This window comes from Corynebacterium singulare (genome assembly GCF_000833575.1).
GTDB lineage: Bacteria > Actinomycetota > Actinomycetes > Mycobacteriales > Mycobacteriaceae > Corynebacterium > Corynebacterium singulare.
The window spans coordinates 641,802-662,611 of sequence record NZ_CP010827.1; the positions used below are offsets into that span (position 1 = coordinate 641,802).

The 20,810-nt window shown below is 61.6% G+C and carries 18 protein-coding genes; 7 read left to right on the forward strand and 11 right to left on the reverse strand.

Features of this window, described 5'->3' with window-relative positions; all coding sequences use genetic code 11:
• Window positions 1-14: 14 nt before the first annotated feature.
• Together CSING_RS03045 and CSING_RS03050 are read right to left on the reverse strand one after the other, a co-directional pair.
• On the reverse strand, window positions 15-1,055 hold the full coding sequence (locus tag CSING_RS03045; RefSeq protein ID WP_042529599.1) for a ribonuclease HI: 1,041 nt from the start codon (window positions 1,053-1,055) through the stop codon (window positions 15-17).
• An 18-nt stretch (window positions 1,056-1,073) separates the two neighbouring features.
• Window positions 1,074-1,655, reverse strand: a complete 582-nt coding sequence (locus tag CSING_RS03050; RefSeq protein WP_042529601.1) for a hypothetical protein — start codon at window positions 1,653-1,655, stop codon at window positions 1,074-1,076.
• A gap of 83 nt (window positions 1,656-1,738) precedes the next feature.
• Between CSING_RS03050 and CSING_RS03055 the strand changes: the two genes are divergently transcribed.
• Together CSING_RS03055 and CSING_RS03060 are read left to right on the forward strand one after the other, a co-directional pair.
• Window positions 1,739-2,233, forward strand: coding sequence for an RNA polymerase sigma factor (locus CSING_RS03055; RefSeq protein ID WP_042529603.1), 495 nt, complete (start codon window positions 1,739-1,741; stop codon window positions 2,231-2,233).
• Complete coding sequence (locus CSING_RS03060) at window positions 2,226-3,275, forward strand: hypothetical protein (protein WP_042529605.1); 1,050 nt, start codon at window positions 2,226-2,228, stop codon at window positions 3,273-3,275. Before CSING_RS03055 ends, CSING_RS03060 begins: the two co-directional genes overlap by 8 nt.
• On the opposite strand, the gene CSING_RS03065 is transcribed toward CSING_RS03060, so the two are convergent.
• Complete coding sequence (locus CSING_RS03065) at window positions 3,272-3,829, reverse strand: TetR/AcrR family transcriptional regulator (protein ID WP_042529608.1); 558 nt, start codon at window positions 3,827-3,829, stop codon at window positions 3,272-3,274. The genes CSING_RS03060 and CSING_RS03065 overlap by 4 nt on opposite strands.
• A gap of 120 nt (window positions 3,830-3,949) precedes the next feature.
• Here CSING_RS03065 and CSING_RS03070 point away from each other — a divergent pair, with 120 nt between their 5' ends.
• Together CSING_RS03070 and CSING_RS03075 are read left to right on the forward strand one after the other, a co-directional pair.
• Window positions 3,950-5,125 carry an acyl-CoA dehydrogenase family protein gene (locus tag CSING_RS03070; protein WP_042529609.1) on the forward strand — a complete coding sequence of 392 codons (1,176 nt, stop codon included), beginning with the start codon at window positions 3,950-3,952 and terminating at the stop codon, window positions 5,123-5,125.
• Between the two features lie 259 nt (window positions 5,126-5,384).
• Window positions 5,385-6,299: a DUF559 domain-containing protein gene (locus CSING_RS03075; protein WP_042529611.1), complete on the forward strand. Its 915-nt coding sequence runs from the start codon at window positions 5,385-5,387 to the stop codon at window positions 6,297-6,299.
• Window positions 6,300-6,472: 173 nt separating this feature from the next.
• Here CSING_RS03075 and CSING_RS14155 read toward each other — a convergent pair whose 3' ends face one another.
• Together CSING_RS14155 and CSING_RS03085 are read right to left on the reverse strand one after the other, a co-directional pair.
• Window positions 6,473-8,659: a 3-hydroxyacyl-CoA dehydrogenase/enoyl-CoA hydratase family protein gene (locus CSING_RS14155; protein WP_042529613.1), complete on the reverse strand. Its 2,187-nt coding sequence runs from the start codon at window positions 8,657-8,659 to the stop codon at window positions 6,473-6,475.
• Complete coding sequence (locus CSING_RS03085) at window positions 8,660-9,820, reverse strand: acetyl-CoA C-acyltransferase (protein WP_042529614.1); 1,161 nt, start codon at window positions 9,818-9,820, stop codon at window positions 8,660-8,662.
• Between the two features lie 279 nt (window positions 9,821-10,099).
• Between CSING_RS03085 and CSING_RS03090 the strand changes: the two genes are divergently transcribed.
• Together CSING_RS03090 and CSING_RS03095 are read left to right on the forward strand one after the other, a co-directional pair.
• Window positions 10,100-11,263, forward strand: a complete 1,164-nt coding sequence (locus CSING_RS03090; protein WP_201773980.1) for an NRAMP family divalent metal transporter — start codon at window positions 10,100-10,102, stop codon at window positions 11,261-11,263.
• Window positions 11,263-12,033 (forward strand): putative hydro-lyase, encoded by a 771-nt coding sequence (locus CSING_RS03095; protein WP_042529618.1) that lies wholly within the window; start codon window positions 11,263-11,265, stop codon window positions 12,031-12,033. The genes CSING_RS03090 and CSING_RS03095 overlap by 1 nt, the downstream gene beginning before the upstream one ends.
• Window positions 12,034-12,272: 239 nt before the next feature.
• On the opposite strand, the gene CSING_RS03100 is transcribed toward CSING_RS03095, so the two are convergent.
• From CSING_RS03100 to CSING_RS14140, 6 genes are all read right to left on the reverse strand, one after another.
• The gene (locus CSING_RS03100) at window positions 12,273-12,872 is read right to left on the reverse strand and encodes a GntR family transcriptional regulator (RefSeq protein WP_042529619.1); all 600 of its coding nucleotides are present in this window, start codon (window positions 12,870-12,872) and stop codon (window positions 12,273-12,275) included.
• Between the two features lie 22 nt (window positions 12,873-12,894).
• A complete protein-coding gene (locus tag CSING_RS03105) occupies window positions 12,895-14,631 on the reverse strand; it encodes an acetyl/propionyl/methylcrotonyl-CoA carboxylase subunit alpha (RefSeq protein ID WP_042529622.1) in 1,737 nt (578 codons plus the stop codon).
• Between the two features lie 18 nt (window positions 14,632-14,649).
• Window positions 14,650-16,197 carry a 5-oxoprolinase subunit B/C family protein gene (locus CSING_RS03110; protein ID WP_042529624.1) on the reverse strand — a complete coding sequence of 516 codons (1,548 nt, stop codon included), beginning with the start codon at window positions 16,195-16,197 and terminating at the stop codon, window positions 14,650-14,652.
• Window positions 16,197-16,958, reverse strand: coding sequence for a LamB/YcsF family protein (locus CSING_RS03115; protein WP_042529626.1), 762 nt, complete (start codon window positions 16,956-16,958; stop codon window positions 16,197-16,199). Before CSING_RS03115 ends, CSING_RS03110 begins: the two co-directional genes overlap by 1 nt.
• Before the next feature lie 353 nt (window positions 16,959-17,311).
• Window positions 17,312-17,884, reverse strand: coding sequence for a hypothetical protein (locus CSING_RS12970; RefSeq protein ID WP_052471367.1), 573 nt, complete (start codon window positions 17,882-17,884; stop codon window positions 17,312-17,314).
• Window positions 17,885-18,131: 247 nt separating this feature from the next.
• Entirely contained in the window at window positions 18,132-18,809 is a 678-nt protein-coding gene (locus CSING_RS14140) for a hypothetical protein (RefSeq protein WP_042529628.1), read from the reverse strand.
• Window positions 18,810-19,219: 410 nt separating this feature from the next.
• Between CSING_RS14140 and CSING_RS03130 the strand changes: the two genes are divergently transcribed.
• A complete protein-coding gene (locus CSING_RS03130) occupies window positions 19,220-20,800 on the forward strand; it encodes a peptide ABC transporter substrate-binding protein (protein ID WP_042529630.1) in 1,581 nt (526 codons plus the stop codon).
• Window positions 20,801-20,810 lie beyond the last annotated feature (10 nt).

Consider the following 20,810-nt stretch of genomic DNA (forward strand, 5'->3'; position numbering starts at 1 on the left):
GGCCACACCCCGAATTAGAGCTTCGACAGGGCTTTGGTGATGCCCTCCTTGAGCGTGGGCTGCGATTGTTTCCGGGGATGTGCGATGGCGCGCAGTCCCATGTACGCAATCTGGTCGGCGGCCCGGTTGAGCGGGTCGCCCGCATGGCCTAGTACGCGGCGAATCGTGACATCGCAGACGCCCTCAACATCTTTCCAGGCCTGCTGGAAGCGCGAGCGCGAACCCGAGGAAAGCCCGCGCCACACGCCCCGCGAACGCACTGCTTTTGAGCCCTTTGTCCGAATTTGCTTCACCGCGTCGAGGGCGGCAACGGAGTCGGACTCGATGATGGCCTTGGTGGCGCCGACCTTGAGCAGGTATTTCAGCGCTAGGGTGAGGGATTCGAGCTCCAGCTCATCGGTGCTCGCAGAGGTTTCGCGGGTGCGCAGGCGGTAATCGCCGTTGCCTGCCACGAAGCACATCGAGCCTTTGAACACGGTGTCGGAGGATGCGTCCGTCGCGATGCGCACCGTGGCGCCGTCCGGCCACGAGGAGGCCGTGGAGAAATTCGGCCACCAGTGTGCCTTGGGGGTCTCCACCTTTATGGCTTGCTTCTTGCGGGGAGCCTCGCCTTCCTTCTTGGCTCGGCGCGCGGTGATGCCTGCCTCTTTGCGTCGTACGGAGCTCGCGCTTCTCGACGCCCTATTCTCCTCCGCAAAGCTTCCCGTCACGCTATAGCCGCGCTCCTCGAGTGCGGAGCGCAGAGCGGTTTGACGGCGTCCCGTGACGATCCACGTGCGGCCCTTGATGTTCTTCGTGGCCTTCTCAAACTCGCGAACGGCTACCTCAACGATGTCGCCCTGGCGAATGTTCCCCTTGCGCACGAAACGGGTGTCTTTGGTGTTGACGGCGATGACCCAGCCGTCGATAGTCCCGCCCTCCGCGGAATCCCAGCGTTCATCCCACAGGGCGATCGCCACGTGCACCGGCGCCGAGACCATGTCTTTGGTGATCTTGCGGGTGCCGTACGTCCGCGACTGGTTGCCCGTGAGGGCAGAGAGCTCGAGTGGTTCCATATCCCTATCAGTAAACCATTAGGAGCGGTCCACGACCCAAGCCACGGGCAGTTCCTCACCCACAGAAGCCACCCGCTTCAGCAGAACCGGCCGGGTAATCGTTAGCGTATAGCCCTCTGGGCCATAGGACACTTCAAGCCCTGTCTCCTCTGAGACCGCGACCGCGCGGGCACGGAGGAAGGCGTGGTCGGAGGGATCGACGAGGACGTCGTCAAGCGCAATGTGGCACCGCTCACCGTCGTTAAGCTCGGCAATGCGGGACGCCAGGAACCGTGCCGGTACCGTTTCGGAGCGGTGTGGGGTCTGCTCAAAAGGATTATCGCCGCGCGGGGCAGTGGTGAGGTGGCGCTCCGCCTCAGCGCGGGCACGCTGCAAAATAGGGGAAAGCGGTGCGTTGGACTCCAACTTATCGGCGATGAGCAGTGCTTCCTTCCACGCCATCGCATCGAGGGCACCCGTAAGAAGCGCGGCGAGCAACTCTGAGGCCGAGCGTGCTCCCGTGCCCTCGGGTATCGCGGCAAGGATGCGATCGCGCTGCTGATCAGAAAACGTCTGGCTCCACCAGGGCAGGAGGCCATAGGCCTTGAGAAGAGAGAACATGTCCGCGAGTTTACTGTGCGGCTGTAACGCTAGGCTCTGTGCTGTCACATACCCAGTGAGCCCATCAGTAATCTGGAGTTTTAGTGACTGTTTTTTCTTTGCCTGGTTCGCGGAAACGGGAATTCTCCCGGCTCTTCCGCGAGCATTACCCGGCGGTGCTGGCCTACCTTCGCCGCCGCGTTCCACCAAGCCATGCCGAGGAGCTGGCTGCTGACGTCTTTGAGCGTGCCTGGTCCGGCTTCGATTCGGTGCGGGGCACGCCGTTGCCGTGGCTGTACGGCATCGCTCGCAACGTCATGCGGGAGTTTTACCGCACGCGCCGCGAGACGGAGAACCTCGACGACCACGAGCTGGAGTCCTATGCCGGCTACGACGCCGTCGACTTAAGCCTCGATATCAGTGAGGCCTTCCTGCGCTTGCCCTCCGCCGAGCAGGAAATACTGACCCTCCATGCGTGGGAGGGGCTCGACCACCCGGAAATAGCCGAAGTCCTGGGCATTTCCCGCACCAACGTCCGCGTGCGTCTACACCGCGCCCGTACTCATCTATCCGAACTCACAGGAGAATCCGATGTCTAACTCTTTCGACCAGCTCCGTGCAGCCAACCCCGTACCGGACGCCACGCTTTCCGACGATTCCCTCAAGCACTCCGAAGCTACCCTCGCCCGCATCACCAAGGGGCGCCCTACGTGGACCTATGCTGCGGCCGGTGTCGCGGTCCTTGCGCTGGTGGGCGGTGCGATTCCGCTGCTCAATAACTCGCAACCGGTGGCCTCCGCCTCGGAGATCCTGACCCAAGCCGGCGAGGCGGCTGGCGCTCAGCCTGATGCTCTGGATAAAGGCGTCACGGCGAAGGAGTACATGAAGCGAGTGGACACGGTGGGCGATGCCATGGCGGTAACCGAATATTCGGTGGACGCGGGTGGTGCCGTTGAGGTGTCCTCGCAGGGAGAGGTCCCGGGCTTTGACCCGCAGCCTTCGGTCAACCCGGAAGATCTGGTCATCGCGACCGACCGCGCGGGGCTAGAAAAGCTCGCGGATTCCTTCCCCAACCGTGCGCTCGGTGCGCTGGAGCTCCTACTCCAGCCAGGGCTTTCCAGCGAGCAGCAGAAGATCACCTACGAGATCCTCGCGGATACTGACGGCAACGACGTCGGCAGCGTCGAGGGCGAGGGGGAGGACGAGCTGGTCACCGTGATTCGCGATTCCGACCATGTCAGCTTCTCCGTTCTCCCAGCCACCGGACAGCTCGTGCGCGTTGTTGGCCTCGTGGGCCCAGACGTGGAAACCACCGTCGATGCCACCGCCATCCTGGACTGTGTCTCCGTGACGGGCCTCGACGGACCCGAACGAATCTCGCTAGCGTGCGCCGACAACAACTACTTGGTCAACCAGCTGACGTGGTCAAACTGGGGCGCAAAGACCGCCGAGGCGGATGGCGTGGCCATCGAGAATGACTGTGACCCGAACTGCGCGGAGGGAACGTTTAAGGAGGAGAGGGTGAAGGTGGTCGTCGATAAGCGCGAGGCGTGCGGCTACCACGCTGAGGTGTACTCCCGTGTCCGAGTGCAGTACGAGGATGGGCGCGAAGAGGAGCAGGCCATCGGCTGCGCGCCTTAGGTGAGCTGGCGCAGGGCGAACTGGCCATACATCTCGCCCAATTCCTCGGCGGTGAGATCACCGTCGGGGGAGAACCATTGGGCTACGCCAATGCCCATATCGATGAGTGCCCAGCAGGCGATTTTGAGGCTTTCGGCATGGAAATCGCCCTCGTTGACCACGGCCATCCAGCGTGCCACATAGTCGCGGCGTAGCTGGAGAACCACCGACTTATGGGGCTCTTCGAGGTTGGTGAGCTCGTTGTTGACCACGCGGACGCGCCGGGCATGGGTGGCGTGGTAGACAACGTGCGCTTTCATCGTGGCGACGAGCTTCTCGCGCGGTTCTTTCAGTCCCGCCAGCCCGGCAGCGTTGGCGCGGAGGAGATCCTCCATGGCGGTGATGGTGACCTCGGCGAGAAGCTCCTGCTTTGAGGAAAAGTGGTTATAAAGGCTGGAGGCGCGCATGCCGACGGCCTTGGCGATGTCCTCCATGCCGGTGGCGTGGTAGCCGCGTTGGTCGAAGAGGTCGAGCGCGGCGGCGGCGATCTGGTCGCGGCGTTTCTGGTTGGCCACGGTGGCGTCCTCCTTGTCAAAGCTAATGGTGATTAGTGTACAGGGCGGCTGCTTGACAGGTGGCGAGAGTCAGGTCACAATTGAGGCTAATAGTCATTCGTATTACCTGGAGAAGTAACCATGTCCCACAACCTCTTCGAGCGCACCACTGACTTCCTCGGCGTCTTCGACAACCTATCCTCGTCCGACGCTGAAGGCTGGAAGAGGGCTGCTCAGTTCCGCGAGTACTCCGACCCGGTGATTAACAAGCACTGGCAAGCTTCCGAGTACCCGCTGGACTTGGTCTCACGCTTGGGTTCTCTGGACGTGATGACGGATGGGCTGGCTGTCGACGGCCACAAGAAGATGTTCACCCTCGAGGCAGGATTGACGCTCATGGAAATTACCCGCGCGGATGCTTCGATGGGAACGGTCATCGCGGTGCAGGCCGGGTTGGCCATGCGCTCGATTGCGATGCTGGGCTCGGAGGAACAGAAGTCTGAGTACCTGCCGCAGATGGCTTCGTGCTCGCTGCTCGGTGCTTTTGGCCTCACCGAACCGGATCACGGCTCGGACTCCATCGCGCTGGAGACCACCGCGGTTCGTGATGGCGACGAGTGGGTCCTCAACGGCGAAAAGAAGTGGATTGGCAACGGTGCATCCGGCGGCATCACCATCATTTACGCCCGCATGGAAGACGGCAACGTCAGCGGCTTCATCGTTCCACAGGAGACTCCCGGCTACTCCGCCACCGTGATTGAGGGCAAGCTCTCCCTGCGCGCCATTCACCAGGCGCACATCACGCTGAAGGATTGCCGCATCCCTGCCGCCAACCAGCTTTCAGGTTGTCGCAGCTTCAAGGATGTTTCTCGCGTGCTCACCGCTACCCGCATCGGTGTGTCCTGGATGGCGCTCGGCTCCGCGGTGGCCTGCTATGAGATTGCCCGCTCCTACGTACTCGAACGCGTCCAGTTCGGCCGCGAGCTGGCCAAGGCCCAAATCATTCAGCAGCGTTTGGCCAACATGGTCCTCGATCTCAGCCAGATGATGCTCACCTGCCGCGAGGTCTCCCAGCGCGAGGATGCTGGCACCTTGGCCCCGGAGCAAGCCTCGGCGGCGAAGCTTCACAACACGCGTGCCGCGCGACGCATTGCCGCTGATGCCCGCGACATGCTCGGTGGAGTCGGCATTCTGCTCGAGAACGATATTGCGCGCCACTTTGCGGATATCGAGGCCATGCACACCTACGAGGGCACCGATACCGTGCAGTCGCTCATCATGGGCAAGAAGATTACGGGCTTCTCGGCCTATAAGTAGCCCAGCGTGCGCGGGAGAAGGCTCGCTTGGTGGCCCCTCTAGTTTGGTCCTCTTACTTTGGTCCCTTTGCTTGGTAAAGGGACCATTTGGCTGAGTATCTATGGTCGTAGATGGTCCCTTTTCGGAGTTAAGGGACCAAACTAAAGAGACCACCGAAGAGGGACCTTATAGCCCGTTATGTTGATACGGTCAACCAGTTATCCACAGGTTTTGGAGGAGGCTCTGGATGGACGGAGACTGCTCGTCTAACAGTTGAGATATGACAGACTTAGCTCAACTCATTTACCTTCGAACTCTTCCCCAGCATGATCCGACGTGGCAGAAGATTGCCACGGGTGACCTCGTCCGAATTACTACGTGGTTTGCCTATCCCGCCGAAAAGTATAAACAGCTACCTTCTTTTCGCAGGAAGGTGGTAGACATAACTGCCATAGCGCGAGGAACATCTAAGGCCGTGGTTGCCGGAAAATCAGCAGCAAGGCTGCTTGGACTTTGGGTCCTGCCGCCGAAGAACGAATCCATCACGCTGGTGAGGAAATCAAAGTCTCTTCCCACAAAAGCTGCCCAGGATCCGCGAGTCCGCTACAGGAAAATGTGGCTGCCGGCAGAACACATCGTGGACGTTGATGGTGTGAGGAGTACCAACGTCGCGCGGACGTGCGTTGACATCGCGCGAATGGTGTCCTTGGAAGAAGGAATCATGGCGATGGACTCAGCGCTGGTGCACAAGCTGGTGACCCACGATGAGCTAAGCGGCATGGTGCTGCAGCTAAGCCGTGCCAAGGGAATAGCACGGGCGAGGTTGGCAGTTCAGTTCGCATCTGCGCTGGCTGAGTCGCCTTATGAGTCGTACGCTCGCGGAATTCTCATAGCTGAAGGGCTAGGAAGCAAGATCATTGCTCAGTATTCTTTTGCGAACGGGTATAGGGTGGACCTATGTATCGATGATGCCGTTGTCATTGAGATTGATGGGCATGTGAAATATGACGGAACCACTTACGGCAAACCGGTGGACGAGGTCATCCGAGCGGAGCGGCAGCGTGAAAAGCACATCCAGAATCTAGGCTTTGTTGTCTTGCGGTATTCCCCGAGCGAATTGCTTTATGAAAGGCCTCGAGTGGTCAGTGAGGTGCGGGCAGCGCTCAAGGCTGTGAGGTTGCGCCGTAGCGCATAGTGGTTGGGGTGGAAAGCGAGCCTCATCAAGCACTGAGTTTAGATGGTCCTTCTACTTTGGTTTCTTAGCGCGGTTAAGGGACCATCTCCACACCAAAAACCGCATACAAATGGTCCCTTTACTGAGTAAAGGGACCAGAGTAAGGGGACCATTTGCGATGAGGGTGGCGCAGGCTAGTTGTTGAGCGGCTTGCGGGTCGCAGCCATGTGCTTGGCGCGCTCCACGTTGGCGGGTAGGAGGACTAGCGGCACGTCGTACTCCACTTCGCGCTCGCAGAACTCAGTGAAGCTCAGCGAGCCGGAGCCGGTGTACATCTCCGCGAGTTTGGCCACGATGACGTGGTCATTCTCGGTGGTGCCCTCGATGGGCCAGTCGCGGTCCAAAGCAGGGGAGCCGGAGTACATCTCAATTTGTCCATCGGCAGGAGGGGTGTACGAGCCGGCCAGGTTGCCGGCCTCCTCCAAAGCGCGGGCGAGGACGTGGTCGTAGGACATGAGCACGACATCATCCGAAGAAAGGAACCCGGCCTTCTGGGCCTCAAAAGCCGAGGAGAAGTTGCGTGCGGAGGCGATGAAGTCGAATGCCTTCTGGTGGTAGTCTTCAACGCCGGCTGCTTTGAGGCGCTCCAGCGAGGAGATGGTGCCTGTCCAGCCAGGATAGAGGCCCACGGTGCGCTCCGGGAAGCCGAGGCGGGTATCGGCGTGGGCGACGATGCGGTCGCAAGCCAGAGCGGTTTCGAAGCCGCCGCCCAAGGCGACGCCACGCACGGCCGCGACGACCGGAACCGGGGCGAACTTGAGGGCGCGCAGGGTGGTGGAGCCGTCCGAAAGGAGGGATTCGACGAGCGAGGCGTCGCCCGATTCGCCAGCGGAAGCGATGGATCCAAGGTCGGCGCCCGCGCAAAAGACCGGCTTGTCGTTGCCGATGACCAGCGCGACGAGGTTCTCCGAGGACACAGCACCGATGGCCGCGCGGACGACTTCGAGGGCCGGGGTTGGCATGGAGTTCATCGGGGTGTGTAGGTCGATGATGCCGATGCGCCCGGCCGGCGTGGAGACCGTGTGGACCGCGCCAGCGTCAAGGGAGACAATGGTCTCCGTATCCAAGGACGCCAGAGTCACGACACCTTCACGCGGTGCGAGCTCCTGGCGTTCTCCGGTAGAGGAGAGCACGGACCCCTTGCCGTAGAAACCGCCAGCCTGGGCAGCGGCGGAGACCAAGCCAGGAACGTTGGAGCCGTAGGCGGAGGCGACCCAGTCGATCCCGATGGCGTCGGCAAGCGCGAAGATGCCCTTCTTCCAGCCGAAGCCCAAGGTCAGGCCTTCGTCGATGAGGCCCACGTGGTCAGCGATATCAGGTGCGACCTCGCAGCAGTACGCCAGGGTGTCCAGGAAGACCGCGCGGGCGAAGCGGCCACCCGGCGAATCGGTCTCCATGACCTCGCGCGGATCCTTCAGGCCCACGACCGGGTCAGTCGGCTGCGTGCGCGGAACGTACTCATAAGAGGAATTGATGACCTCGTCACGGCCGCGGTAGAAGCCGCCCTCACCGGTGCGGCCTGTGAGGCCACGCTCTACTAGGCCTTCGATGAAGGAGTCGTCCCCGAGGGGAACCTCCAGAAGCGGGTCACCCGCAGGCAGGGCTGTCTCCAAAGACGTCCAAATCGGCTTGACCAGTTGGAGACCGATGTAGTCGAGCAGCCCGAAAATACCGGTGCGGGGGATGCCGAAGGCCCGGCCGAAGGCTGCGTCGGCAAGCTCGTAGCTCACATCGAACTCGCGGGCACGGGCCACACCGGCGGCCATCCAGTAGCAGCCCACGCGGTTAGCAATGAAGCCCGGGGTATCGCGGCATTCGAGGGCAATCTTGCCCAGGGTTTGCTCGATGGTCGTGCGCAGCGTGTCTTCCGTCGAGCCGGAGGCGATGAGCTCCACCAGACGCATAATCTTCGGCGGGTTGAAGAAGTGAGTAATGGCGAACTTCTCGCGGCGAGTCTCCGCGACGCCCTCGAGGAGGGATTCGAGCGGCAGGGTGGAGGTGTTCGAGCTGAGGATGGCGTCCTCGGACAGGTGCGGCTCGATGGCCTCGTACAGGGAGTGCTTCGCGCCGAGGTCCTCGAAGATGGCCTCGATGACCCACTCGCGGTCCTCCAGCAGCGCGTAGTCATCGCTGGCGGTGACGCGCTCAGCAAACTCCGGCAGGTGGAAACCTTTACGCCTGAGCTGGATATCGACGCCGCGCTGGGCGCCTTCCGCGTTCTGGTCCAGCAGGACCACGTCCATGCCGGCGGACGCGCACAGCGCGGCGATGCCGGAACCCATGGAACCTGCGCCGATGACGGCTACCTTGGTGATGCTCATTTACTTTGCTCCATTCTCAATAATCATGGCGATTCCCTGACCGCCGCCGATGCACATGGTGACCAGGCCGTAGCGCTTGTCCTGGTGGCGCAGTGCGTAGGCCAACTTGGTGAGCAGGATGATGCCGGTGGCGCCCACCGGGTGGCCGTGGGCAACAGCGCCGCCGTAGACGTTGGTCTTGGCTGGGTCGAAGCCGAGTTCGTCCTGCACGGCGATGGCCTGGGCGGCGAAGGCTTCGTTGGATTCGATGAGGTCAATGTCCTCCAGGCTCAGACCAGCCTTGTCCAAGGCCTTCGGCACGGCGGCGATGGGGCCGATGCCCATGCGAGTCGGGTCCACGCCCGCGATGGACCAGGACACAATCTTCGCCAGCGGGTCGAGGCCGCGCTTCTCAACTTCCTCTGCGGTGGCCAGCACGGCGGCCGCGGCACCATCGTTGATGCCGGAGGCGTTGCCGGCGGTGACGGTGCCGTCCTTGACAAAGACAGGCTTGAGCTTCGCCAGCTTATCGACGTCCGTCTCCCGCACCCCCTCATCAAAGTCCAGGTCTCCGACCGGAACGATTTCCTCCGCATGCACGCCTTCAGCGCGAGCCTTGGCGGCGCGCTCCTGCGACTGCGCAGAGAACTCGTCCTGGCGCTCACGGGAGATGCTGTTGTCTGAGGCGACGTTTTCCGCGGTGACACCCATGTGGCCGGTGCCGAAGGGGCAGGAGAGCGCGCCGGTGAGCCAGTCATAGAGCTTGCCGTCACCCATGCGCTTGCCAAAGCGAGCGCCTTCGACGGAGTAGGGTGCGTTGCTCATAGATTCCGCGCCGACGGCCAAGGCCAAGGAGCCGTCGCCAGACTGCAGAAGCTGGGCGGCGCTGATGACGGCTTGGACGCCGGAGCCGCAGAGGCGGTTAACGCCCATCGCGGTAGAGGAGTCCGGCATGCCGACGTTCTTGGCGATAGCGCGCGAGAGATACAGGTCCTTCGGCACCACGGGCATGACATTGGAGGCCACGGCGGTATCGAGGTCCTCGCCCTTGAGTCCCGAACGCTCAATAGCTGCTTCTGCTGCGAGCGAGCCGAGCTCGGTAAGGGAAAGGCGGGCGAGGCTTCCACCGAATTTGCCGATGGGCAAGCGTGCAGCGCCCGCGATGTAGATGTCCTGAGTCATGGGATCCTCCGTGGGTTATACGAATGACTATTAGTTAACTCCGTATCCTAGGTCACTTTTCCGTTCCGTGCAATGTCCCGTCACGTCCGGGGTGCGGGTGCACCCGACCTCCGCGCTATTTACAGATTGTTGAACAACCTCTATGCTTTCACCATTCAGCAATGCGACCTGCGTCACGAAAGGTTCTCTCTAGTGAGCTCTGAATCAACTAACGCCTCTGCGGTTCCAGCTTCCGGCCAGGAGACCCAGCAGGCGAAGCCGCCCAAGGGGATCGGTGCCATGGCGGGCGCCATGTTCCTCATGGCCACCTCCGCCATCGGCCCAGGCTTCCTTACCCAGACTTCGGTCTTTACCGTCAAGATGGGTGCGGCGCTGGCCTTCGCTATCGTGCTGTCGATCATCGTGGACATCGCTATCCAGCTCAACGTCTGGCGCGTCCTCGCTATCTCCGGCATGCGCGCCAACGAACTGGGCAACACCGTCCTCCCCGGCCTGGGCTGGTTCATGGCCATCATGGTCTTTATTGGTGGCATGGTCTTCAATATCGGCAACATCGCCGGTTCCGGCCTCGGCCTCAACGCACTGCTCGGCATCGAAGCACGCTGGGGCGGCGTCATCGCCGCAGCCATTGCGGTCTTCATCTTCCTGTCCAAGCGCGCCGGTGTGGCGCTGGACCGCATCGTCGCGGCTCTTGGCGCGGTGATGATCCTGCTGATGCTTTACGTTGCCATCGTCTCCCAGCCGCCGGTGGGTGAGGCCCTGAAGAACACCGTCATGCCGGAGTCCGTGGACTTTTTCGTTATCACCACGCTGATTGGCGGTACCGTCGGCGGCTACATCACCTTTGCCGGTGCGCACCGCCTTATTGATTCTGGTCTCTCTGGCCCCGAGAACGTCGGCGCGATTACGCGAACCTCCGTGCTGGGCATCATCGTCACCGGCATCATGCGCGTGCTGCTCTTCCTTGCCGTCCTCGGCGTCGTCGCCACCGGCGTGGCCCTGTCTGAAGACAACACGGCTGCCGATGCCTTCTACAACGCCGCCGGCGAGTTTGGCCTCCGCGCCTTCGGTGTGGTCCTCTTCGCTGCTGGTCTGTCCTCCGTTATCGGCGCCTCCTACACCTCAATTACCTTCGTGACCACCCAGAAGGTCTCCCCGCGTACCCGCAACTTCCTCACCGTTGGCTTCATCGTTGTCTGCACCATCCTCTTCGTGCTGCTTAACTCCGCCCCGCAAAAGCTGCTGATCTTCGCCGGCGCCTTCAACGGCATCATCCTGCCCATTGCCTTCGCCATGGTCATGTGGGTCGCCTTCTGCCGCCATGACCTGACCCACGGCGTCAAACAGCCGCTGTGGCTGCTCATTCTGGGCGTGCTGGCCCTGGGGCTGGAAATTGTTATCGGCGTTAGGTCGTTTTCTGGAATCGTTGAACTGTGGGCATAATGCAGAACCCGGCCGAGGTGCGTACCTTTGCCCGCACGCACGCCATGGCCACCACCGCGGGCCATGCGCGCGGCTTCATGCAGGCCAACCTTATCGCCCTGCCCCGCGAGTACGCTTTCGACTTCCTCCTTTTTGCCCAGCGCAATCCCAAGCCGTGCCCCATCGTTGGCGTGCTGGAAGCAGGGGAGTTCACCTCGGACCTCATTCCAGGTGGGGACATCCGCACCGACATTCCCGCGTACAACATCTACGAGGACGGAAAGCTCACGCATACGCTTGCCGACGCCACCCCCTTCTACTCCCCAGACATCATCTCCTTCCTCATCGGCTGCTCGTTCACTTTTGAGAACGCCCTTCTGGAGAACGGCATCTCTATCGCTCACATCGACCAAGGCCGCAACGTGCCGATGTATCGCACCACCATTGCCACGACTCCCGCCGGGATTTTCTCTGGACCGATGGTGGTGTCCATGCGCCCCATTCCCGCGAGCCAGGTGTCCGATGCCGTGCGCATCACCTCCCGCTACCCCGCCGTGCATGGAGCGCCTGTCCATGTGGGCGACCCGGCAGCCATTGGCATCGAAGACCTCTCTCAGCCTGATTTCGGCGAGGCCATCGACATCCCAGAGGGCACCATCCCCGTCTTCTGGGCCTGTGGCGTGACCCCGCAAGCCATTGTCATGAACTCGCGGCCTAGCCTCGCCATCACACATGCGCCGGGCAAGATGCTGGTCACTGATATCCCGGACCGCGACTACCTCATCCCCTAAACACCGCCCATTCGGGTGTTGGGCGAAAGGGCTAGGCGGCCCCGACACTGTGGTGCCCTTAGTTTGGTCCCTTTAGTTTGGTCCCTTGTCGCTGTAAAGGGACCACTTGGGGGCCAAAAATCCGGGATACATGGTCCCTTTTCGCTGCAAAGGGACCGGAGTAAAGGGACCTTGTGGAAATGCTGTGCGGCGGGAAGCAACGGCAAGCAACGGGACGGCTGATATGGCCTTCGACGAGGCTAGAGCACGCGGAGAATGGAGTCCATCGCTCGCATGAGGTCGGCGCGGCAGGCGTCGGCGGCGGCATCGCGCTCGCCTTGGGCAATGAGGTGCGCTAAGTCGACATTGGATTGCACATGCTCATCGTGGATATGCGGGTTGCGCTCTAGCGTCAGCAAGAAGGTCACGCGCATGCGGGCCAGCAGGTGGGACATCGTGCGGTTGAGGGTGACAGAGCCGAGGCCCGCAACCAGCTGCTGGTGGAAGCGCTGGTTGAGAAGGGGACGGGGTGCGCCGGCTTGCACGGCGGATTCGGTGAGGCGGATGAGCTCGCCCGGGTCTGGGAACGTGCCATACCGGGCCGCAGCAGGCTCGATGGCGGCGCGGGCGAGGTAGAGGTCGCGCACGAAATCCTCGTCTGGGGTCGCGATGAAGACACCGCGGTGGGGGATGCGCTCAACGATGCGTTCCGCCGCGAGCATGGCGAAGGACTCCCGCAGCGTATTGCGAGAGCACTCGAAGCGCTCGGCCGCGCGGACCTCGTTGAGCTGTTGGCCGGGCATGTAGTCGCCCTCGGAGATGGCAGCGCGGAGCGCGGATGCGACGGAATCTGCAAGCATGCGACTCACAGTAGCCTGCTGGCTAATTGATAGTGGCGATCACCGCGCCTGGTTCCAAGCGGTCGCCTTCCTTGGCCACGAGGGATACCTTGCCCGCGGCCGGAGCCTTGACTGAGGATTCCATCTTCATTGCCTCGATGGTGGCGATGGGCTGGCCTTCCTCAACCGTCTCGCCATCGGACACGTTCCATGCCACGAGGTTGGCCTCGTAGGGGCAGGTCACGTCGCCGGCACCGCCACTCGCGCTTGCCGACGCCCCCTTCGCCCCCGCAGCCCCCGCCGCCAAGAGGTCGGCTGGGAAGCCCACGCTGACCAGCTTGCCGTCGATTTCGAGGGCAACGCGGGTGCGCTTGGCATAAATGGCTTCCACCGGGGCAACGGCGCTCGTGGCCTGTGCGGACGGGCGGTAGTTGTGGTCGAGCCAATCGGTATAAATGCCGGCCTCGGCAGAAGAATCGCCGTGGTCGACGAGGACCTGGGAGGCCACCATGTCGCGGTGGAAAGGCAGCACGGTGCGCACGCCCTCGATGTCGAATTCTTCGAGGGCCTGCTTCGCGCGGTTCAGCGCGATCTCACGGGTCGGCCCCCAAACCAACAGCTTGGCCACGAGCGAGTCATAGTACGGCGGCACGATGGAGCCCGAGCGCACTCCTGAATCCACGCGGATACCTGGGCCGGTCGGTGGTTCGAAGCGCACGACGGTGCCCGGGCACGGCGCGAAGCCGTTGAGGATGTCCTCGGCGTTGATGCGGAACTCGAAGGCGTGACCGTTGGCCTCGGGGTCCGATGCGAAGGACAGCGGCTCACCGGAGGCGATGCGGAACTGCTCTGCGATGATGTCCACGCCGGTCAAAACCTCGGTGACGGGGTGCTCGACCTGGACACGGGTGTTGACCTCAAGGAAGGAGATGGTGCCGTCTTCAGAGACGATGTATTCGACGGTTCCTGCGCCGGTGTAACCCACCTTGGCGCAGATGGCGCGGGCACCTTCGTGAATGCCGTGGCGCTGATCGTCGCTAAGCGCAGGCGCCGGCGCTTCCTCGATGAGCTTCTGGAAGCGGCGCTGCGTGGAGCAATCGCGGGTGCCAAGGACAGCGACGTTGCCATGGGTATCAGCAAGAATCTGGGCCTCAACGTGACGCGGGTGGGTCAGGAACTTCTCCACGTAGCACTCCGCGCGGCCGAAGGCCTCCTTGGCCTCGCGGCCAGCGGAGTTGAAGGCAGCCTCGATGTCCTCGAGGTTTTCCACCACCTTGAGGCCGCGGCCTCCGCCGCCGTAGGCAGCTTTGATGGCGATGGGCAGGCCGTGTTCCTCGGCGAAGGCGCGGGCCTCCTGCCAGTCATCGATGGGATCGGAGGTGCCCGGGGCCAGCGGGGCGCCGACCTCCTCGGCCACGCGGCGCGCAGCAATCTTGTCACCAAGCAGCTCGATGGACTCCGGGGAGGGGCCAATCCAGGTCAGGCCGGCGTCGGCCACTGTACGGGCAAAGTCAGCGTTCTCGGAGAGGAAGCCGTAGCCGGGGTGAATGGCGTCGGCACCTGCACGCACGGCAATGTCGAGCAGTGCCGGAACGTTCATATAGGTATCCGCCGCGGTATTGCCGGGCAGAGCATAGGCTTCATCGGCGACCTGGGTGTGCAGGGCGCCGGCATCAGCCTCAGAGTAGATAGCGATAGAGCGGATGCCCAGGTCACGTGCGGTACGGGCGATGCGTACGGCGATCTCGCCGCGGTTAGCAATAAGGACTGCAGAAATCATGGTTAACCTTCAGAGTGTTTAAGCGAGTTCGAAACGGACCGTGGCTCCCGACGGGAGCTGCGCGGCAATGTCAATGTCTTCTTCGAGAACGGTGGCGATGACCGGGTAACCGCCGGTGACGGCGTGATCGCGGAGGAAAATGACCGGCTCACCGCTGGGCGGGACCTGGACCGAGCCGGCCACCATGCCCTCCGAGGGCAGCTCGCCCTCGCGGGCGCGAGTGAGCCCTGTGGTCTCCGTCGGCCCGAGAAGGCGCACACCCACGCGGTTGGACTGCGGGGTGACCGTCCACTCAGTAGACAGGAAGACATTGAGGCTATCCGGGGTGAACCAGTCATCACGCGGTCCCAGCACGCAGCGCAGAACGCCGTGCGTTTGGCCGTGTGCTCCTTCGCTGACGCGCAGCGGGTTGGACAACTGGCCGTCGGTCATGGCGGTGGAGCGGGGGAGGACACCGATGACGTCGCCAAGCCGCACCGGTGAGGGCCCCAACCCGGAGAGCACGTCCGTGGACGCCGAGCCTAACTCCGCATCCGCCACGATGCCGCCGCGGATGGCGATGTAATTGCGCAGGCCCACCGTTGCAGGCTCGACCGTTACCGTTGAGCCCGCGGTAACCAACACGGGACGAGCCAGTGCCACGGGCATATCTTCCAACAAGACGCGGGACTGGGCGCCGGTGACGCACATGACGGCGTCGGTCAGCGCGCGCAGGCGAATGCCGCCGATGTTCTCCAATACCGTGGCGCCACGCGGGTTACCCACGGCGACGTTCGCCGTGGCCGCCGCCGCAAGGTCCGCTGCGCCCGAAGGGGTGACACCCAGGTTGCCGCGGCCGGGGCGGCCCTGATCCTGGAAGAGTGTGAGCAGACCGGCATCGAGGACCTCCATGCGCGGCAGGCGCGCTGGGGTGCGGCGGCCAAATGGCGTGGTGGAGACGAAATCGGGAAGCGAACTCACCGCGCGGTAGCGCACGCGGTCACCCGGCTGCACAAGCGCTGGCGGCTGGGCATCCGACTCCCACATTGGCGTGCTCGTCGTGCCCAGCAGCTGCCAGCCGCCGGGCGACACCCGCGGATACACCGCAGAAAAACCACCGGCGATACCAACCGCGCCCGCCGGAACGGCGGTACGTGGCGTGGCTCGGCGTTCGATGTTGAAATTGTGCGCAGAATCCGCCGGAGTGCAATAGGTAAAGCCGGGAGCAAAGCCACCGAAAGCAGCAAGCCACTCCGTCGACGTGTGCCAATCAATCAGACCCTCACGAGACATGTCCATCAATTCGGCAGCCTCATCCAGATCCTCGCCGTCATACAGCACATCAATCTCCACCAAGCGCGGATCCTCGCCCGCATGCGCGGTGGGGCGGAAATCCTGCAGCCTCTCGGCGGCCGCCGCGGCCGAGTTCGGGGTGGCAAACGTCAGAAGCAGCGTGGTGGCCGCAGCAATCGCATCGACCTGGTCCTTAAGCGGCTGGGCATCGAGCGCCGCGTGCCACGCCATGACCTGGGATAAATCCTCCAGCTCAACGAGCAGCGCGCGTGTTCCTACGGGGTGGATATGCATTAGATGACGCTCCGAATCTCAATACCGCGCGCCTTAAGCTCATCGACCACGCCGCGCAGGAGGGCAACCGCACCGGGCGAATCGCCATGCGTGCATACCGACTGCGCATCGACGTTGAGCACGGTTCCATCGATGGCGGTGATGGAGCCGGTTTCGGCAACGTCGAGCACGCGCTTGACGACGTCCCCCTCATCACCCATCACTGCATTCGCTTCTCGCCGCGACACCAGGGTTCCATCGGGGTTGTAATTGCGGTCTGCGAAGGCCTCACGGATAACGGTCAGCCCCTTCTTCTCTGCGATATCGACGGCCACGCCGCCCGGCAGAAGCATGACCGGCAGATCGCCGAAGGCTTTAATCCCGTCGATGACGGCGTGTGCTTGGGCCTCGTGATGAACAATGGCGTTGTACATCGCGCCATGCGGTTTCACGTAGGCGACCTTCGTACCATTGGACTGCGCCAATGCCTGCAGAGCGCCAATTTGGTAGGTGACCTCGTCCGCCAGCTCAGCGGCGTTGTAGTCAATAAAACGGCGGCCGAAGGCTGCCGGATCGTTATAGCCCACGTGCGCGCCCACCGTCACACCAGCCTCCGCGGCCGCCTTCAGCGTGCCGGCGATCGAGTGCGGGTCACCCGCATGGAAGCCAGTGGCCACGTTGGCGGAAGAGACCAGCTGGAGCATGGCCGCATCGTCGGCGACGGGGTTGCCCGCGGTGGTCTCGCCGAGGTCGGCGTTGAGGTCTATGTGCAGCGCGCTCATGATTCTCCCTACATCCCGAATTGTTGAACAATCTTAGGGTGTTTAGTGTAGCCCGCGTCACGTGCATTTGTGAAGTGTGTCCCTCATTTGCGTGAGGATGGGGGAGTGATCTGTTCCGTCCGGGCTGCGCCAAAGGCACGAGCGGTGGTGTTTCGTCGAGAGATGTGCCAGTGGTGACGCCGACGTTTCGCTGATGGTTCTCATCACAACGGTTCACTCATCGGGTTTGCTTGGCCCACATTGACCGTATGCCCCAAACCAGATGTTCTCCATCGTTGCCATGTCGAGAGAGGAAAACGCCCGCTCCGCACGACGGTGCGCGGAGCGGGCGTGGAAGTGTCAGTCGCTACTTCTTAAAAAGGAAGCTTGATGTTGAGAGCGTCCTTGACGAACGGGAAGGCAGCTGCGATGGCAGCAAGTACGCCACCGACGATTGCAACGATGCCCAGCGTGGAGGGCTTGCCGTCCTCGGAAGACAGTGCGTCCTTAAAGGAGCTCTTCTTGTCCTTGTTCTGGTCGTCGCCGCCCTTGCCAGCATCAGCATCGTCGCCGCCCTTGCCAGCATCAGCGTCATCGCCGCCCTTGCCAGCATCAGCGTCATCATCCTCGTGCTCGTTATCGTTGGAACCGCTGTCGCTGTTGCCGGTTCCCCAATCGCCGATGTCGATAGGCTCAGAAGAGCACACGTCCGCCCCCTCCTTAGCCATCTGGAAAATCTCAGCGCGGTTTAGCGTGACGTCTTCATCGTCGGTGGCCTGCCAAAGAAACTCGCTGACTTTCTTGAAAGTGTGCTCTTTGCCATCAACGGAGGCAGTGAACTCAGCAGACGGGGAGCCGCAGTCAGCGGCGGAAGCGACGGTGGTGCCGGAAAGGGCGAGGGAACCAGTCAGGGTGGCGGCAAGCAGGCCGCGTGAAAGGGTAGACATAAAAACTCCGGGGGATAGGTAGTAAGTGAAAAAGATCGTGAAAGGTGGATTAAACCTTTCCGTTAACCGATATCGGTTGGGTTCGGAGTGTAACCCAGATCCCACGGCTGTGATTGGTGTTAGGTTAAAAACCGCGATTTTCGGGAATACTCCCCATGAACTCACAAAGGCACCCCCAATCCACGCGATGGTGGTGGGGGTGCCTGCGCGCTTATAGACGTCCCTTAGGACGTTCAAGCCTCAGTAATTAGAACGGAAGCTTGATGTTCAGGGCCTGAGCAGCAGCCGGAACAACAGCGGCGATTGCGGCGAGAACGCCAGCAACGATGCCTGCGATACCCAGCTTGGTCGGCTTGCCATCCTCAGAGGACAGCTTGGACTTGATGTCGTCGAAGGAGCTCTTCTCCTTCTTGTTCGCATCGTCCTTGCCCGGCTTGTTCGCATCGTCCTTGCCCGGCTTGTTCTCGTTGTTGCCCGGCTTGTTCGCATCGTCCTTGCCCGGCTTGTTCTCGTTGTTGCCCGGCTTGTTCGCATCGTCCTTGCCCGGCTTGTTCTCGTTGTTGCCCGGCTTCTCGCCCTCGGTCTTGCCAGCGCCGTTCTCGCCCTCGGTCTTGCCAGCGCCGTTCTCGCCCTCGGTCTTGCCAGCGCCGTTCTCGCCCTCGGTCTTGCCAGCGCCGTTCTCGCCCTCGGTCTTGCCAGCGCCGTTCTCGCCCTCGGTCTTACCGGTCTCGGTCTTGCCGCCCTCGGTCTCGGTCTTGCCGGTCTCGGTCTCGGTCTTGCCGGTCTCGTCAGCCTTGACGATAGCGTCAACAAGGTCGGTAGCGTTAGGCTCAGTGTTCTCCTCGGCGGAAGCGGCAGCAACGCCGGCGAGGGACAGGGAGCTGGCCAGAGCGGCAGCGGTGAGGTTACGGGAAATGCGCTTCATATTTCTTCTCCTAGGAATAGGTTCGGGGACATGTATGAAAAATGGTCGATTTCAGCGAGCGTACGTAACCGCCTGCTGATTTCGACTTCACACATGCTAACGAAGGATTGTGGCGGATTGGCCAAGCTGTGAACGGTTATATAGGTATTCCACGGCAGCTGCCAAGGGCTTGTCAGCGGACCGTAATGTTCGCTCTTGCCGTTATAGTGCTACGAAAAAGTAGAACTGTCTGCATGGTGGTGGTGCAATCGGTGGGTGAAGGCGGAGGGGTAGTAAAGATGTTGACAGGCTCTACAAAGGAAGTGCACGAAAGGACTGGGTAGCGGAAAAGCTAAAAATCATGTGAACTGCAACATAATGGCGCAAGTCTGTGCAACAATACACACAATTGTGACCCTGAAGGAGAACTCATGCAATGGACAAGAGTGGGCGCGAGCCTCGCCGCCGTTATCGCAGCAGCGGGCCTGACCGCATGCGGAGGAGACGGATCGGGTGATATGTCGGATGTTGATTTCATCAGTACTAACTCCACCGAACCTCAAAAGCCGCTCATCCCTGCTGACACCAGCGATGTGCCGGGAGCAACGCTCATTGATCTCATCTACTCGGGACTCGTCTACTTCGATGAGAACGGTGAGGTTCACAATGACCAAGCAGAAAGTATCGAGAAGACCGATGATGTGACCTACAAGGTCACGCTCAAGGAGGACGCGGTGTTTTCCGACGGCTCCCCGGTGCGAGCCCAGGACTACGTCGACACATGGAACAACGCGGTAGAAAACAGCATGCTCTCTGCCTACTTCTTCGAGCCCATCAAGGGCTACAAGGAAGGTTCAGCGAGCATGGAGGGGCTCAAGGTTGTCGATGAGAAGACGTTCACCATTGAGCTCGAAGAACCTACGGCGGACTTTGAGACCCGTTTGGGCTATTCCGTCTTCTTCCCCATGCACGAATCAGCCTTCGATGACATCGACGCCTATGGCCAAAACCCAGTGGGAAGCGGACCCTATAAGCTGCAGGAATGGAACCATAACCAAAACGCGATTCTGGTACCTAACGAGAAGTATGAAGGTGACCGTAAGGCGCAGAATGATGGTCTGAACTTCGTATTCTATGCCGATGCCAGCGCAGCATATGCGGATCTACTTTCGGGGAATCTGGATGTTTTGGACTCGGTTCCGTCCTCGGCCATGGCCAACTTTGAAACGGATCTCGGCGAACGTGCAGTAAATGAACCTGCTGCTATCTTCCAGTCCATCACTATTCCCGCAGGGGATGAGAACTTTAGCGGGGAGGCGGGGGCGTTGCGTCGACAAGCACTGTCCATGGCCATTGACCGCGAAGAGATTACCCAGACCATTTTCCAAGGGACGAACACTCCGGCGGTGGACTTCACATCGCCTGTGCTTAACGACGGCGCCACGGACATCCCTGGCAACGACGTCCTGACCTATAACCCGGACAAGGCGCGCGAGTTGTGGGCCAAGGCGGAAGAGATGAAACCGTTTGAGGGGCCGTTTACCGTGGCGTATAACTCCGATGGCAGCCACAAGGAGTGGGTCGATGCCGTCGTGAACTTTATTCGGAACACCCTTAAAATTGATGCGCAGCCAGCACCCTATCCGGATTTCAAATCGCTGCGTGATGAAGTGACGAACAAAACGATCGAGGGTGCCTTCCGCACCGGCTGGCAGTCGGTGTATCCGTCGCCGTCGAGCTTCTTGGAGCCGCTGTATGCCACAGGTGCTGCGACTAACGACGCCGACTATTCCAACCCCGAGTTTGATTCGCTCCTGAAGAAGGCTGCTGCGGCATCCAGCGAAAAGGAGAGTGTTGAACGGGTCAATGACGCCCAGGCGGTACTCATGAAGGACCTTCCGGCAATTCCGCTGTGGTACACCAACTCCACCGGTGGCTACTCCGAGCGTGTTGACAATGTGATCTTCACGTGGAAGTCGAAGCCGCTGTATTACAAGGTGACTCTGAAGTAGAAGGTTTCAA